This window comes from Aeromicrobium yanjiei (assembly GCF_009649075.1).
In the GTDB taxonomy this organism is placed as follows: Bacteria; Actinomycetota; Actinomycetes; order Propionibacteriales; family Nocardioidaceae; genus Aeromicrobium; species Aeromicrobium yanjiei.
The window spans coordinates 1,950,987-1,965,838 of the sequence record NZ_CP045737.1 but is presented as its reverse complement, the minus strand read 5'-3'; the positions used below and the strand labels follow the sequence as shown (position 1 = coordinate 1,965,838).

At 66.0% G+C, this 14,852-nt stretch carries 14 protein-coding genes; 10 read left to right on the top strand and 4 right to left on the bottom strand.

Annotation, left to right across the window (positions count from 1 at the left end; genetic code table 11):
- The first annotated feature begins 13 nt into the window (after positions 1–13).
- On the top strand, positions 14–511 hold the full coding sequence (locus GEV26_RS09730) for a DoxX family protein (RefSeq protein ID WP_153652883.1): 498 nt from the start codon (positions 14–16) through the stop codon (positions 509–511).
- Between the two features lie 20 nt (positions 512–531).
- On the opposite strand, the gene GEV26_RS09725 is transcribed toward GEV26_RS09730, so the two are convergent.
- Entirely contained in the window at positions 532–816 is a 285-nt protein-coding gene (locus tag GEV26_RS09725; RefSeq protein WP_153652882.1) for a hypothetical protein, read from the bottom strand.
- A gap of 129 nt (positions 817–945) precedes the next feature.
- On the opposite strand from GEV26_RS09725, the gene GEV26_RS09720 reads away from it, so the two are divergent.
- The 5 genes from GEV26_RS09720 to GEV26_RS09700 all read left to right on the top strand — a co-directional run bounded on the left by GEV26_RS09720 (position 946) and on the right by GEV26_RS09700 (position 7,798).
- The gene (locus tag GEV26_RS09720) at positions 946–2,100 is read left to right on the top strand and encodes an amidohydrolase family protein (RefSeq protein WP_243838688.1); all 1,155 of its coding nucleotides are present in this window, start codon (positions 946–948) and stop codon (positions 2,098–2,100) included.
- A 77-nt stretch (positions 2,101–2,177) separates the two neighbouring features.
- Positions 2,178–3,554, top strand: coding sequence for an MFS transporter (locus tag GEV26_RS09715; protein ID WP_194839810.1), 1,377 nt, complete (start codon positions 2,178–2,180; stop codon positions 3,552–3,554).
- A 113-nt stretch (positions 3,555–3,667) separates the two neighbouring features.
- The gene (locus GEV26_RS09710) at positions 3,668–4,720 is read left to right on the top strand and encodes an LLM class F420-dependent oxidoreductase (protein ID WP_153652879.1); all 1,053 of its coding nucleotides are present in this window, start codon (positions 3,668–3,670) and stop codon (positions 4,718–4,720) included.
- Between the two features lie 91 nt (positions 4,721–4,811).
- A complete protein-coding gene (locus tag GEV26_RS09705; RefSeq protein ID WP_208430811.1) occupies positions 4,812–6,494 on the top strand; it encodes a thiolase C-terminal domain-containing protein in 1,683 nt (560 codons plus the stop codon).
- A 71-nt stretch (positions 6,495–6,565) separates the two neighbouring features.
- Complete coding sequence (locus GEV26_RS09700; RefSeq protein ID WP_194839809.1) at positions 6,566–7,798, top strand: CaiB/BaiF CoA transferase family protein; 1,233 nt, start codon at positions 6,566–6,568, stop codon at positions 7,796–7,798.
- A gap of 61 nt (positions 7,799–7,859) precedes the next feature.
- Here the strand turns inward: GEV26_RS09700 and GEV26_RS09695 are convergent, their stop codons facing one another.
- Entirely contained in the window at positions 7,860–8,663 is an 804-nt protein-coding gene (locus GEV26_RS09695; RefSeq protein ID WP_194839808.1) for an NAD(P)-dependent oxidoreductase, read from the bottom strand.
- A gap of 79 nt (positions 8,664–8,742) precedes the next feature.
- On the bottom strand, positions 8,743–9,603 hold the full coding sequence (locus tag GEV26_RS09690; RefSeq protein WP_153652877.1) for a mycofactocin-coupled SDR family oxidoreductase: 861 nt from the start codon (positions 9,601–9,603) through the stop codon (positions 8,743–8,745).
- Positions 9,604–9,811: 208 nt separating this feature from the next.
- On the opposite strand from GEV26_RS09690, the gene GEV26_RS09685 reads away from it, so the two are divergent.
- Both GEV26_RS09685 and GEV26_RS09680 read left to right on the top strand, forming a co-directional pair.
- Positions 9,812–11,290 (top strand): aldehyde dehydrogenase family protein, encoded by a 1,479-nt coding sequence (locus GEV26_RS09685; protein WP_153652876.1) that lies wholly within the window; start codon positions 9,812–9,814, stop codon positions 11,288–11,290.
- A gap of 45 nt (positions 11,291–11,335) precedes the next feature.
- Positions 11,336–11,524 (top strand): ferredoxin, encoded by a 189-nt coding sequence (locus tag GEV26_RS09680; protein ID WP_153652875.1) that lies wholly within the window; start codon positions 11,336–11,338, stop codon positions 11,522–11,524.
- Positions 11,525–11,599: 75 nt separating this feature from the next.
- Here the strand turns inward: GEV26_RS09680 and fdxA are convergent, their stop codons facing one another.
- On the bottom strand, positions 11,600–11,926 hold the full coding sequence (fdxA, locus tag GEV26_RS09675) for a ferredoxin (protein ID WP_153652874.1): 327 nt from the start codon (positions 11,924–11,926) through the stop codon (positions 11,600–11,602).
- Positions 11,927–12,074: 148 nt separating this feature from the next.
- Here fdxA and GEV26_RS09670 point away from each other — a divergent pair, with 148 nt between their 5' ends.
- Together GEV26_RS09670 and GEV26_RS09665 are read left to right on the top strand one after the other, a co-directional pair.
- Complete coding sequence (locus GEV26_RS09670) at positions 12,075–13,424, top strand: FAD-dependent oxidoreductase (protein WP_153652873.1); 1,350 nt, start codon at positions 12,075–12,077, stop codon at positions 13,422–13,424.
- A 145-nt stretch (positions 13,425–13,569) separates the two neighbouring features.
- A complete protein-coding gene (locus GEV26_RS09665) occupies positions 13,570–14,772 on the top strand; it encodes a cytochrome P450 (protein ID WP_153652872.1) in 1,203 nt (400 codons plus the stop codon).
- Positions 14,773–14,852 lie beyond the last annotated feature (80 nt).

Sequence of the window (14,852 nt, the reverse complement as noted above, 5' to 3'; positions counted from 1 at the left end):
GAGGAGCGCACTGATGGACGTCGATTTCGGAATGCTCATGGTGCGTCTGGCCCTCGGGCCGATGCTGATCACGCACGGCTGGAACAAGATCTTCGGCGGGGGAGGACTCAGCGGGACCACAGGCTGGTTCGAGAGTCTCGGACTTCGGCCGGCATGGCTCCATGCGCGGGTCGCGGCCGTCGCCGAGATCGGGGCGGGCCTGCTGGTCACCTTGGGCCTGCTGACGAGCCTGGGCGCCGCCGCATTCGTCGGACTCATGGCTGTAGCGGCTCTGACGGATCATCGCGGCAAGGGCTACTTCATCTTCAAGGGCGGCGTCGAGTACGTCGTCCTCGTCGCGATGGTCGCCGTGGGACTGGCCGCGGTCGGCCCGGGTGACTGGTCGCTCGATCACGCACTTGGTCTCGACGTCGCCGGCTACGGCTGGGCGATCGCGGCGGCGGTCACCGGGATCGCGGGGGCCGCGCTCCTCATGGTGACGTCGTACCGGCCGAAGCCGTCGTCCACCTGAGGGCGCGACCTGCCCGAGATCTAGTCCGTCGTTGACTGTCCGGGCGTGAACCCGAGGAATCCCGCGGCGTCCTTGTCCGTCTCGGCCAGCTGGGAGTTGCGCTGTGCCGCTTCTTCCAGATCGACGATCCGCTGCTTCGCAGCTTCCACCGTCAGGCCATCGGCGGTGATGCCGTCGGTGCCTGCCTGCTCGATCTGGGAGCGGAGATTCGCGATCTCCTCACTCAGTCGGGCACTGGATTCGTTGTACGTCAGCAGGTCGTGATCGTCCTCGATCTCGCGCTCGACCTCATTGGAGTCGTTCATGTCTGTCCCCTCTGTGTAGTACCGGTTTACAACGCTGACTAATAAGTTATATGATCGACCTCACTAAGCGATAGGAGCCTGGGCATGCCACTTCAAGACCATATGCAAATCATTTCGGTCGATGACCACGTGATCGAGCATCCAAGGGTCTGGACGGATCGGCTTCCCAAGAAGTTCGTCGAGCGCGGGCCGCAGATCATCGAGACGGACCAAGGACACCACGTCTGGAAGTACGACGGCGACATCTACCCGTACATCGGACTCAACGCGGTGGCGGGCAAGGAGCCGAAGGACTTCGGCATGGAGCCCGTGCGATACGACGACATGATCCCGGGTTGCTACGACCCGATTGCCCGCGTCAAGGACATGGACATCGACGGCGTTCAGGCCGCATGCTGCTTCCCGTCCTTCCCGGGCTTCGGCGGCGGTGTGTTCCATCGCAGCAAGGACAAGGAGCTGTCGCTCGCGGCAGTCCAGGCCTGGAATGACTTCAGCATCGAGGAGTGGAGCGCGAGCGCCCCCGATCGCTACGTCCCGCTGGCCATCCTGCCGACGTGGGACGTCGAGCTGGCGGCCAAGGAGGCGCTGCGCGTTGCCAACATGGGCGCTCGGACGGTCTCGTTCCCCGACAGCCCCTCGCCCCTCGGTCTCCCCGGATTCAGCAGTGACTACTGGGCGCCACTGTGGGATGTCTGCGAAGACACGAACATGCCGGTCAGCCTGCACTTCGGCTCGGGCAGCTTCGTCCCGGGATTCAACGCCTCTGCCGCTGCGGCCTTCCCGCCGGTCACGCCGGCGACGATGCCCGACGGCTCGCCTCACATCGAGGCGCCGTTCATCGTCAACATCGCCCTGTTCTCGACCAATCTGATGTGGTCGACGGTCGAGCTGGTGTTCTCGGGCCAGCTGCAGAAGCACCCGAATCTGAAGATCATGCTGGCCGAGGGCGGTATCGGTTGGCTTCCGTACGTCGCCGAGCGCGCCGACTACTCGTGGTTCCAGCACCGGTGGTATCAGCCGATCGACTTCGACACGAAGCCGTCCGACCTGATTCGCAAGCACTTCTGGGGCTGCTACATCGACGATCGTCACGGCCTGGCCAATCGTCACGAGATCGGCGTCGACCGCATCTGTGTCGAGATCGACTACCCGCACTCTGACTCGCAGTGGCCCAACAGCCGCAAGGTCATCGCTGAGTCCCTCGTTGACGTGCCCGACGACGAGGCCCACAAGATCGTGGAGCTCAACGCCCGCGAAGTGCTCAACTTCCCGCGCACGAGCTGACCCGAGAGCCTGCTCAGACACCGCGGAACGCCCACGGGCGTTCCGCGGTGTCTGCCTTGCCCCGGTAAGGAGCGATGATGGCCGCGGACGAGTCGTCCGGCACGCAGTACGTCCTCGCCGCGAACGTCATGGTGTTCGCGCTGGCGCAGACCGCGGTGATCCCCGCGCTGCCGCACATCGGTGCCGAGCTCGACCGCAACACTGCGGACGTCGCGTGGATCCTGACGGGGTACTTCGTCAGCGCCGCGGTGTGCACGCCGATCCTCGGCAGGCTGGGTGACATGTGGGGGCGTCGGAGAATCCTGATGCTCGCGATGGCGTTGTTCGCCCTCGGGAGCCTGATCTCTGCGGTCGCACCCACGCTCGAGCTGGTGGTGCTGGGTCGAATCGTCGCCGGCGCAGGCGGCGGTGTCCTGCCGCTGTGTTTCGGCATCATCCGGAGCACGATGGGGGCGCGTCAGGTGCCGTCGACCATCGGCACCCTTTCGGCGATGGCCGGACTGGGCGCGAGCGGGGGACTGTTCCTGGGCGGGGTGATCATGGATCTGGGCGGCTTCCGGCTGCTGTTCTGGGCCGGGGCGGTCCCTGCGGCGGTCGTGTGCCTGGTCGACAAATGGCGGCTGCCCGAATCGGATGACAAGGGCGGAGGCGCGGTCGATGTCGTCGGCGCCGTGTTGCTGTCGATCGGCCTGACGGCGCCTCTCCTGGCACTCAGCCAGGGGGGTGCGTGGGGGTGGTCCGACGCGAAGACCCTCGCCCTCGCGGCGCTCGGCGTCCTCGTGCTGGCTGCGTGGGTGGTGCACAGTCTCAGGGCGAGCGCACCGCTCATCGACCTCCGACTCGCGATGAAGCCCGTGCTGCTGCGGACCAACACCACGACGCTCCTCGCGGGAAGTGCGATCTTCGTGCCGTTCCTGCTGGTGCCCGCGATCGGCCAAGCGCCGGCCTGGACCGACTACGGGCACGGGCTGACCGCGACCGAGGCCGGTCTTCTGCTGGTTCCCGGCACGCTGCTGTCGCTGTTCGCGGGTCCGCTCTCCGGCTGGATCTCATCGAGGTGGGGGAGTCGGATCGCTTTGTCGCTGGGGTGCATCGTCAATGCCGTCGGGCTGGCGTTCCTCGCCCTGTCTGCTGGTGGGGGACTCCTGCTCGTCATCGTGTTGACGACGGTGGCGCTCGTCGGAGGCTCGATCGCGTTCGCCGCGATGGCGAACGCGATCATCGAAGGGGTGATGCCCGAGCGCACAGGCGAGGGGACGGGAGTCAATGCCGTTGTCAGGTCGATCGGCTCCTCGCTCGGTACGCAACTGGTCTCGGCGATCCTGGTGGCCGGCGTCGTGGTCGGCACCGGGCTGCCCTCGCTGGGTGCCTATGAGATCGCCTTCGTCGTCGGCGCAGGCATTGCGCTCGTTGCAGGCGCCACGGCCCTGACCATCCCCCGGGTGGCCCGATGACCGGACAGGATGGTGTCTGCGCCGGGGCTACCGATGCGCCCTCTCGCGTTATATAGTTAACTGATTTTGATCGATCCCGGTCGAGCGTCGATGAGATGTCGAGAGGAATGCACATGAAGATCGGCATGCCGATGAGCTACAGCGGCGGTTTCAAGGAGACGGTCGAAGAGCTCGTGGAGTACGAAGCAGTGGGTCTCGACGACGTCCTGCTGCCCGAGGCGTACACCTTCGACGCGGTGAGCCAGCTCGGTTACATCGCCGCGAAGACATCCACCCTGGGAATCACCTCCGGAATCCTCAACATCTACTCACGCACGCCTGCACTGCTGGCCATGACGGCCGCAGGACTCGACTACGTCTCGGACGGCCGGTTCACGCTGGGCATCGGCGCCTCGGGCCCCCAGGTCGTCGAGGGCTTCCACGGCATCAAGTACGACGCACCGCACGGCCGCTGCCGCGAGGTCGTGGAGATCTGCCGCAAGGTCTGGCGTCGCGAACCGCTCGAGTACGACGGCAAGCACTTCCACCTCCCGCTCACGAAGGAGCACGGCGGCAGCGGGCTCGGGAAGCCGCTGCGGCTGATCAATCACCCGGTCCGCGACAACATCCCGGTCGTGCTGGCTGCTCTCGGTCCCAAGAACGTCCAGCTCGCCGCCGAGATGTTCGACGGCTGGGAGCCGATCTTCTACGTGCCCGAACGCGCTGAAGCGGCGTTCGGCGATGCACTCGCCAAGGGGAAGGCCAACCGGCAGGCCGGTCTGGACCCGTTGCAGATCATCGTCGACGTCAAGGTCGCGATCACCGAGGACGCCGATGAGAAGGAGGCCGCGATGCAGAATGTGCGCGAGCACCTGGCTCTGTACGTCGGCGGCATGGGCGCCAAGGGCAAGAACTTCTACAACGACCTCGCGATCCGCTACGGCTACGAGGAGTCCGCACCGGTCATCCAAGAGCTTTTCCTGTCGGGGAAGAAGGCCGAGGCCGCGGCAGCCGTCCCCGACGAGTTCGTCCACGGCGTCGCCCTGATCGGCGCACCCGGCTGGGTCAAGGAGCGGGCAGCAGCCTTCGCCGAGAGCGGCGTCACGACGCTGAACACGTCACCTCTCGCGCCCACCCACGCGGGTCGAGTGAGCACGATCGCCCAGCTGAAGAGCTTCGTCTCTTGACGTGGGGTGACCAGAGCATCGACGCGCTCGGAGGCGCAGGGCCGCGCAGCAGCTCGTACTGACCGCCGGCGTTCCCCGGCCAGTGAATGACATGACCACGACGAGAGAGCAGAAGTCGATGACAACATCTGAAGTGGTGCGCCCGCTGCCGCAGCCGACCCTGGCGAGCGCGGACTTCTGGTCCGCGGGAGCCGACGGCGAGCTGCGGATAGCCCGCTGCGACGACTGCTCGACCTACATGCACCCGCCGCTGCCGACCTGCCGGAGCTGCCGGAGCATCAACGTCACCATGACCCCGGTGTCGGGCCGGGCCGTGGTGGTCGGCTTCACGGTCAACAGTCAGCATTGGCTTCCGTCGTTTCCGCCTCCCTACGTCGTGGCGATCGTCGCTCTTGAAGAGGACGACGGCGCGCGACTGATGACCAACATCGTCAACTGCGAGCCCGAGGCCGTCGCGATCGGCATGCGCGTCCGGGTGCTGTTCGAGAAGGCCGAAGAGGTCTATCTGCCGTTGTTCGAACCCGATCCGGATGCGGGGCCCGAGCTCGGACCCATCCCCGCACAGCGTGACGTCGCAGCAGCGCTTCGGCCGATGGCCTCGTCCAAGAAGTTCGAGGACGATGTCGCTCTCACGGGCGTCGGCCAGTCGAGGGTCGGCCGCCGGCTGATGGTGGATCCGCTGTCGCTGACGGTCGAGGCCAGCTTGAAGGCGATCGAGGATGCGGGCCTGACGATCGATGAGATCGATGGCCTCGCGACCTATCCGGGCAATGCGCCGGCCGGGATGTCCGAAGGCGGTGTCATGGCGGTCGAGGAGGCCCTCCAGATTCGCCCCACCTGGGTCAACGGCGGTGGCGAAACCCCGGGGCAGATCGGTTCGATCATGGCCGCGATGCTCGCAGTCTCCGCTGGTCTGTGCCGGCATGTCTTGTGCTTCCGCACTGTCTGGCAGGGCTCGTACTCGGCCATGACGCGGTCGGGTGCCTGGAAGGTCGGCAATGAGCGGGCCACCGGCATGATGGAGTGGCGCGCCCCGTTCGGCGCCGTCTCTGCGGCCAACTGGATTGCGTGCAATGCGTCGAACTACTTCCACACCTATGGCGGCGGCCGCGAGACCCTCGGGCACATCGCGATCAACGCTCGCAAGAATGCGATGCTCAACCCGGAGGCCGTCTACCGCGATCCGATGACCATGGACGACTACATGTCGGCGCGGATGGTCACGTCGCCGTTCGGACTGTTCGACTGCGATGTCCCCGTGGACGGTGCGATCGCCGTCATCGTCTCGGCGGCGGAGACGGTCAAGGACCGGCCCAAGCCTGCGGTCTTCGTGGAGGCTGTCGGCACGCAGATCATGGAACGCCTCTCCTGGGACCAGGACACCTTGACGCATCTGCCGCAGACGCTCGGTCCTTCGGCACACCTGTGGAGTCGCACGTCACTGACGCCCGAGGACGTCGACGTCGCTCAGCTCTACGACGGCTTCACGTTCAACTGCCTGTCGTATCTCGAAGCGCTGGGCTTTTGCGAGCTGGGTGGTGCGAAGGACTTCATCGACGAGGGTCGCGGCATCGCGCTGGACGGCAGGCTGCCCCTCAACACCCACGGCGGCCAGCTGTCGGCGGGGCGACTGCACGGATACGGCTTCGTCCGCGAAGCGATGCTCCAGCTGCGCGGCGAGGCGACGGGTCGTCAGGTGGCGGGCGCGCAGGTGGCCGCGGTCGCGGCCGGCGGAGGCGTGCCATCTGGCGTCATGCTCCTGCGTGGCGCTTAGCCGGTGAGTGCCGTGGGATTCAGCCTTGTCAACCTGCACATCATCAAGTACCAAGACGAAGGAGACACACAATGACCGGACCCATGCAGGGCGTGCGCGTCCTGGAAGTCGCCCAGTTCACCTTCGTGCCGGCGGCAGGCGCGGTGCTCGCCGACTGGGGTGCCGACGTCATCAAGGTCGAGCACGCCGAGACCGGGGATGCACAGCGCGGCCTCGTCCGTCTCCTCGGCCTCGACGTCCTCAGCAAGGGTGCGTCGTTCTTCCCGATCATGGAAGGCCCGAACCGCGGCAAGCGCAGCATCGGCCTGGCACTGGAGAAGCCCGAGGCGATGGAGGTGCTGCACGAGCTGATTCGCAACAGTGACGTGTTCTTGACCAACTTCCTGCCCCGGGCACGCAAGAAGCTGGGCATCGAGCTCGAGGACGTCCGCAAGATCAACCCCGACATCATCGTCGTGCGAGGCAGCGGCTTCGGGCAGCGCGGCGAAGAGATCGACAAGGGCGGATATGACAGCACCGCCTTCTGGGCGCGCGGCGGCAGCGGCGACGGCGTGACCCCCGAAGGATCCGAACAGCTCCTGGGTATGCCCTCCGGCGCCTACGGCGACTCGATGGGGGGCATGACGATCGCCGGTGGCATCGCCGCAGCGCTCTACAAGCGTGCGACGACGGGGGAGACCTCGGTCGTGGACGTCTCGCTGCTCGGCGTGGGCGCCTGGGCCACGCAGTTCTCGGTCAATCTGGCACTCATGGCCGGGCAGGCCCTTCCCAAGAGGAATGCGCCCAAGCACGGCTCGGCGACCAATCCGCTCATCGGCACCTACCGAACCTCCGATGATCGCTGGCTGATGTTCTCGATGCTCCAGCCCGGGAAGTACTGGCCGGAGTTCTGCACCGTTGTCGGACGTGAGGACCTGATCACCGACGAGCGTTTCGACTCGGTGGAGAAGATCATGGCCAACGCCCTGGAGGCGGCTGAGATCGTGGCCGAGATCATGGAGTCCCGGCCGTACGACGAATGGGTCAAGCTGTTCGAGGGCATGGACGGGCAGTGGGCCGCGGTGCAGAATGCGTGGGAGGTCGGCAACGACGTGTCGCTGGTGGCGAACGGCCAGATCGCCGATGTGGTCGACGCCGACGGCAATGCGCAGAAGCTGGTCGTCAATCCCGTGCAGTTCGACGAGACGGACGTGTCGCTGACGCGCGCTCCGCAGTTCGCCGAGCACACCGACGACATCCTGTCCGAGCTCGGACTCAGCGAAGAGCGACTCATCGAGCTCAAGATCGCCGGCGCCGTCACCTGATCGGCGCCAACTGAGAACCGGCCGGGCGAGTGATCTCGCCCGGCCGGTCTTGTCGTGTGTCTCAGGAGGTCAGCGGCAGCGGCCCGCGGTCGACCACGGACAGCAGGAGCTCGGGGTTCGCACCCAGCTCGGCGGCGACCTGCTGGCACACCGCGACGTCCTTGCCGAGGTAGTGGGCGATGCCCGCGCCGAAGGTTGCGATGTCGCCGGCTGCCGAGGCATAGCTGCTGGCCGCGCTGCCACCGCTGCAGTGGCCCAGCGTCGTAAGGAGCGTGGAGGTCTCCAGGCCGAGGCTCTCACCCAGTGCGGCCGCCTCGGCCACCAGCTGGACGTTGGCGGCGAACAGCAGGTTGTTCACGAGCTTCATCTTCAACGCCGAACCGAGCGGTCCCGTCGGCAGCACCGGGTTGCTGTAGGCGCTGATCGGGCCCGTTGCGGCCGCAACGGCGTCGGAGTCACCGCCCAGCATCACCGTCAGCTCGCCCGCTCGGATCTTGGTGTCCGTGCCGCTCACCGGGGCGTCCAGCACGTCGATCCCGCGGGATCGACCTCGCTCGGCGAGCTCCTGGATGGTCGCGATGCTGCCGGTGACGTGCGAGGCGATGATCGAGCCCTTGCGAGCCGCGTCGATGAGAGACGGCGCGACCTCCTGCAGCTGCGGATCGGAGAACAGGCAGATCAGTACGAGGTCGGCCCCGTCCGCCACCTCTCGCGGATCGGCAACGGCCCGTGCTCCGAGCTCGTCGAGGTGCTCGCGCACCTCCTCACGCCGGGCGTGGACGACGACTGAGTGCCCCGCGGTGACGAGTCGCTCAACCATCGGCATGCCCATCTGGCCCGGTCCGACGAATCCAATCGTGCTCATGTCAGGTGCTCCATCGTTACGTGTTCGTGCCGCGGCTCCGAGGAGTCGCGGCACGAACGGGGCGGTGGGGTAGGGAAGGCTAGAAGGCGGGCGCCTGAGGGCGGCGCAGCGTGTAGGCGCCGGCATCGACCCGCATCTGCATGCCAGTGACGTAGCGCGACTCGTCCGAGAGCAGGAAGAGCACCATGTCGGAGATGTCCTGGGGCTCGACGTAGGGGACACCCATGTTGGTCATCGCCGGGAAGGCCACCAGCGCGTCGTCCCGCGTGGGCTTGTCCAGGTCCGGACGGAAGATCTTGTACATGATGTCGCTGTTGAGCATGTCGGTGTTGCAGTTGGTCGGGTGCACGGCATTCGCGCGCATGCCCTTGGGGCCGAGCACGATGGACAGATCGTGCACGAAGGATGCGACTGCGCGCTTGGCCCAGGAGTAGCCGAGACCGCCGGCACCGTTGTCGGGGTTGTCGGTCGAGCCCTGCACGAGGCCGGCCAGGCTGCCGGTCGCCACGATGGACGCCCCCTTGCTGAGGTGTGGCATCGCGGCCTGGACGGCGTTGATCACGCCGTTGAGGTCAACCGTGACGGCGTCGAGGAACGCCTCGGGGTCATCAGTGCCCATCGGGCAGATGCCTGCCTGGGCGACGACGCTGTCGAGCCGGCCGAGTGCTGAGACGCCGGCTGCGACCGCGTCCTTGAGCGCCTGCGGGTCGCGGACGTCCGCGACGCTCGCGATCATGCGCCGCCCCTCCTTCTCGACGAGGCGAACCGTCTCGTCGAGGTCCTCGCGCGTCGCCATGCCGTAGCTGTTGGTGGCGATGTCGGCGCAGATGTCTACGCCAATGATGTCAGCACCCTCTTGAGCGAGACGGATCGCGTGGGACCTGCCCTGCCCGCGTGCTGCCCCGGTGATGAACACGACTTTGCCCTCGACGCGACCCATAGCTCTCATCCTTCGTGTGTGCGGTGATGTGTCTCACATTATATTAATGATCTAACCATAAGTTGGCTAGGGCGCGGACCCGATCGGGGACTGAATTCGCTTATTCGCGAGTCCACTACCCTGACGCGGTCGGCCGAGGTATGATCGGCGTCACAGGCTAATCAGTGGAATCATATAATTAATGGTTCCGGCGCGAGGAAGAGTGAAGATGGCTGTTCATACGTACAAGCTGTACATCGATGGCGCATGGCGGGACAGCGACGGCTCGGAGATGATCGAGGTCATCAACCCGGCGACCGAAGAGGTCATCGGCCGGGTGCCGCAGGCGACTTCTTCCGACGTCGCCCGAGCAGTCCAGGCGGCGCGTACCGCATTCGACGACGGGCCGTGGCCGACCATGACCGTCAAGGAGCGCTCAGAGGTGCTCCTCCGCATGGCCGACATCATGGATCGTCGCCGCGAGGAGATCATCCAGCTCAACATGCGCGAGTGCGGCTCGACCCGGGCCTTGGCCGACTCGATCCAGGTCGGCATCCCGATCTCCAACTTCCGAGACATGGCCGAGCGAGCCATGGTCACGTTCCCGTACGAGAAGGCGATGACGCCGACGATCAACGAGGCCGCCGGGCAGATCGGTCAGGGAGTCATCCGGCGTGAGCCGTTCGGCGTGACCGCGCTGATCTCGGCCTACAACTTCCCGTTCTTCCTCAACATCATGAAGGTCGCGCCGGCGCTTGCGGCCGGCTGCACCGTGATCCTCAAGCCTGCGCCCACCACGCCGCTCGAGGCCTTCCTGATCGCGGAGTTCGCAGATGAGGCGGGTGTCCCGCCAGGAGTCTTCAACGTCGTGACCGGCGACATCGCAGCGGGCCAGGAGCTGACCACCAATCCGATGGTCGATCTGGTGAGCTTCACGGGTTCGGACACCGTGGGTCGTCTCGTGTACGCCCAGGCCGCGCCGACCATGAAGAAGGTCGTCCTCGAGCTCGGCGGCAAATCTGCCAACATCATCTGCGAGGACGCCGATCTCACCTTGGCCGTGCGCGATGTGATCATGGGCATCACGGTGCACGCAGGCCAGGGCTGTTCGCTGCTGACGCGCACGATCGTGCACGAGTCGCGCAAGGATGAGCTGATCGGCATGATCAAGGCTGCGCTCGACTACATCAAGGTCGGCGATCCGGCCGATCCCGAGACGGTCATGGGGCCGCTGATCAGCGCTGCCCAGCGCGACAAGGTCGAGAAGCTGATCCGCAAGGGGCAGGACGAAGGCGCGCAGATCGCCTACGGCGGCGGGCGTCCGGTCGGACTCGACAAGGGCTTCTTCGTCGAGCCCACGCTGTTCGTCGACGTCGACAACTCGATGTCGATCGCTCAGGAGGAGTTCTTCGGCCCCGTGGGCGTCGTCATCTCCTTCAAGGACGATGCCGAGGCGGTCAAGCTCGCGAACGACAGCGACTTCGGGCTCGGAGGTGCGGTCTGGTCCAAGAGTCCAGTGCGCGCCTATGGGATCGCCAAGCAGCTGCGAACGGGCATGGTCGGCATCAACGGTGGTGGCGGCGGCGTGACGCCGCACGCATCGTTCGGTGGCTACAAGCAGAGCGGCCTGGGTCGTGAATGGGGTGAGGCAGGGCTCGACGAGTTCCTGCAGACCAAGTCGATCACGTGGAGTGCCAAAGAGGGCTGACAGGGGCACACACCACGATTCGTTGAACGGAGTGAATGGAGCATCATGAAGATTGCAGTCAACCAGGACAAGTGCTCGGGGCACGCTCGCTGCTATGCGGCCGACGCGGAGCTGTTCCCGCTGGACGACCTCGGCTACTCCGCCGTGACGGAGGAAGAGGTCCCCGCCGGCGCGGAGGACAGGGCACGAGCTGGGGCGGCGTCCTGCCCGGAGCGGGCGATCGCCGCGATCTGATCACGAGTCGCTGAACAGAGCTGGCCCCACCCGGATCATCCAGGTGGGGCCAGCTTTGTCGTTCGTGTGCTGTGCTCAGTCGTTGGGGGTACGAGGAGGCAGCGCCTCGACGTCCGGGTGGTCCTTGCCGAGCGGGCCGAACTTGCGAGCCCCGCCCAGTCGTCCGAGGGAGACGAACATGCTCGCCTGTCGCTCGACCATGACGCTCAGCTCATCGGGCATGTCGGCCTCGTAGAAGATCGCATCCTGGGGGCAGACCGCCTCGCACGCACCGCAGTCGATGCACTCATCGGGATGCACGTAGACCTGGCGTTTGCCCTCGTAGATGCAGTCGACGGGGCATTCCCGGATGCACGACCTGTCCATGACATCGACGCATGCGTCGGTGATTACGTAGGTCATCGAACCTCCTGAGGGCTCTGGTCGAAACGTGGTCGCGAGGCCTCGTGACGCGACTCACTTATTCAGTTATATTAACACTAAGTTAGGCGTACGTCCCCGGCGTGTTGCCGCCCGTGGGAGGCGCCTCGGGTCGAAGGAGAACGCCAGCATGGCAAGTCCGAAGCAGTTCACTCGCGTCGCGATCGTGGGAGCGGGGCCGGCTGGGTTCTTCACCGCCGATCACCTGACGTACGGCGACGGGGGGCAGATTGTCGTTGATCTGATCGAGCGGCTGCCGACCCCCTTGGGACTGCTCAGGTACGGCGTCGCCCCCGACCATCCGAACATCAAGGCGGCCGGCGCGACCTTCGAAGAGATCCTCGATCGTCCCGACGTCAACCTGTTGTGCAATGTCGACGTCGGCAACGATGTGACGGTCGAGGAGATCCGCGCGAACTACGACGCCGTGGTCTACGCGACCGGAGCCAGCAGCGATCGCCGTCTCGGCATTCCGGGCGAGGATCTACCCGGCAGCATCTCCGCGACGTCGTTCGTCAAGTGGTACAACGGCCACCCCGAAGGTGACCGCTTCGATGCGCTGGAGGCGGAGTCTGTCGCGATCATCGGCGCCGGCAACGTCGCTCTGGACGTCGCCCGCATCCTGCTCAAGTCGGCGGATGACTTCGCGATCACGGATGTGCCTCACCGTGTCCTTGAGGTTCTTCGAGGCAACAAGGTCCGGGACGTTCACGTCTTCGGCCGTCGGGGCCCTCAGTACGCGAAGTTCACGACCAAGGAGCTACGGGAGCTGGGTGAGCTGGACGGTGTCGACGTCGTGCTGGATCCCCGCCACCTCGAGGGCATCGATCCGGATGGCCACACGCCCGCGGTCAAGCGGAACCTCAAGGTCCTTGCGGGGTGGGCCGAGCGCGAGCTGACGGGCGCCGGCCGCCGGTTGCACCTGCACTTCGACACCCGCCCGGTCGAGGTCATGGGCCAGGGGGCGATGTCCGGCCTCCGGGTCGAGGAGTCGATCGGGGGGGAGACGAGACAGTGGGACCTCGATGCTCAGATGATGCTGCGGTCCGTTGGCTACCGGGCGCTGCCCTTTCCCGGAGTGCCGTTCGACGAGGAGACCGCGACCATCCCGTCCGAGGCGAGCCGTGTCGTCCGGTCCGGCGCTCCGAGCATGGGGGAGTACGTGGTCGGGTGGGTGAAGCGGGGCCCCACGGGCATCCTGGGCACGAACCGCGCCGATGCCGAGGATGCCGTCGAGAGCCTCAAGGCGGACATTGCCGGCGGCATGTACGACGCGGGAGGGCTCAAGCCGGGCGTGGCTCAGCTGCTGCGCGACCGCGGGATCAGCTGCGTCGATCGGAGCTCATGGACCGCCATCGCCGCCCACGAAGCGCTCCACGGAGAGACCCACGGGCGTGGAAACGTCAAGGTCGACACCTGGGACGAGCTGTTGGACGCGGCTGGCGTCAGATCGAACAGCCCGGTATCGCAGGGACCCTGACCGGACGATTCATCCGATCAGCCAAACAAGGGCGATCATTTAGCGATATCGCTTGTAACCGGCGTCACAGTGGGCCATGCTTGGAGGAGCCCGACCCCAGGGTGCGCCTTCGGCGCGTTGGCTGACACATCTTCAAGGAGCTTTCATGAGTGCGACCGACACCACCGACCAGAGCACGGCGGAGTGCCCCGTCCTGAACTTCGACTACAGCGAGCACAAGCCCGCCGGCACCTGGACCCGGACCTATGACGAGCTGCGCGAGCAGTTCCCGTGGTTCCGCAACGACTTCGCCAACGGCTTCTGGTCGATGATCAATCACGAAGGCATCCTGGAGATCCTGCAGTCGCCCGAGACCTTCTCCAACAGCGTCGTCACCCCGGTCGATCCGAACCCGAGCTACAAGTGGATCCCGGAGATGCTCGACGGCGACGAGCACCTGCAGTGGCGCAAGCAGCTCGGACCGCTGTTCTCGCCCAAGCAGACCGAGCTGCTCGACGCCAAGGTCCGTCAGCGGGCGGTCGACCTGATCGAGGCCATCAAGGACAAGGGCTCCTGCGACTTCATGGCCGACTTCGCCCAGCAGTTCCCGACGTCGATCTTCCTTGAGCTGATCGGTCTCCCGGTCGAGGAGCTCGACCAGTTCATGGAGTGGGAGCACGCGATCCTGCACACCGCGCGCGGCCCCGAGGGCGGCGAGGCGCGCATCGCCGCGATGGGTGCGGTGATGACACGGTTCGCCCAGGTTGTCGCCGAGCGCCGCGAGGAGCCGAAGGACGACATCGTCAGCAAGGCGATGAAGTTCGAGGTCGACGGCAAGCCGGTGAGCGACGAGGACCTGCTCTCGTTCTGCCTGCTGATGTTCATGGCCGGCATGGACACCGTCTCGGTGACGCTCGGGTGGTCGTTCCTGCACCTGGCCAACAACCCGGCAGACCGCGAGCGGATCGTGGCCGAGCCCGAGCTGATCCCCACGGCGATCGAGGAGTTCGTGCGTGCGTACGCGATCGTCTCGCCCGCCCGCAAGGTGATGAAGGACGTCGAGATCCAGGGCTGCCCGATGAAGGCCGGCGACATGGTCCAGATCCCGCTGTACGCCTCGACCCGCGACAGTGCCGAGTTCGAGGATGCGCGTACCGTCAAGATCGATCGCAGCCCGAACAACCACATCGCGTTCGGGGCGGGCCCGCACCGCTGCCTCGGATCGCACCTGGCGCGTCGTGAGCTCAAGATCGGCCTGGAGGAGTGGCACAAGCGCATCCCCAGCTACCGCGTCGCCGACGGCGCGGAGCTGATGGAGACCGGAGGCCAGCTCGGGCTGACCGCGCTGCCGCTGGTCTGGGACGTCTGACCCGGTAGGTCTTGCAGTGGGGAGGCCCCCGACGTCACTGGAATGTCCAGTGAGGTCGGGGGCCTTCTCGATCGCGGAGA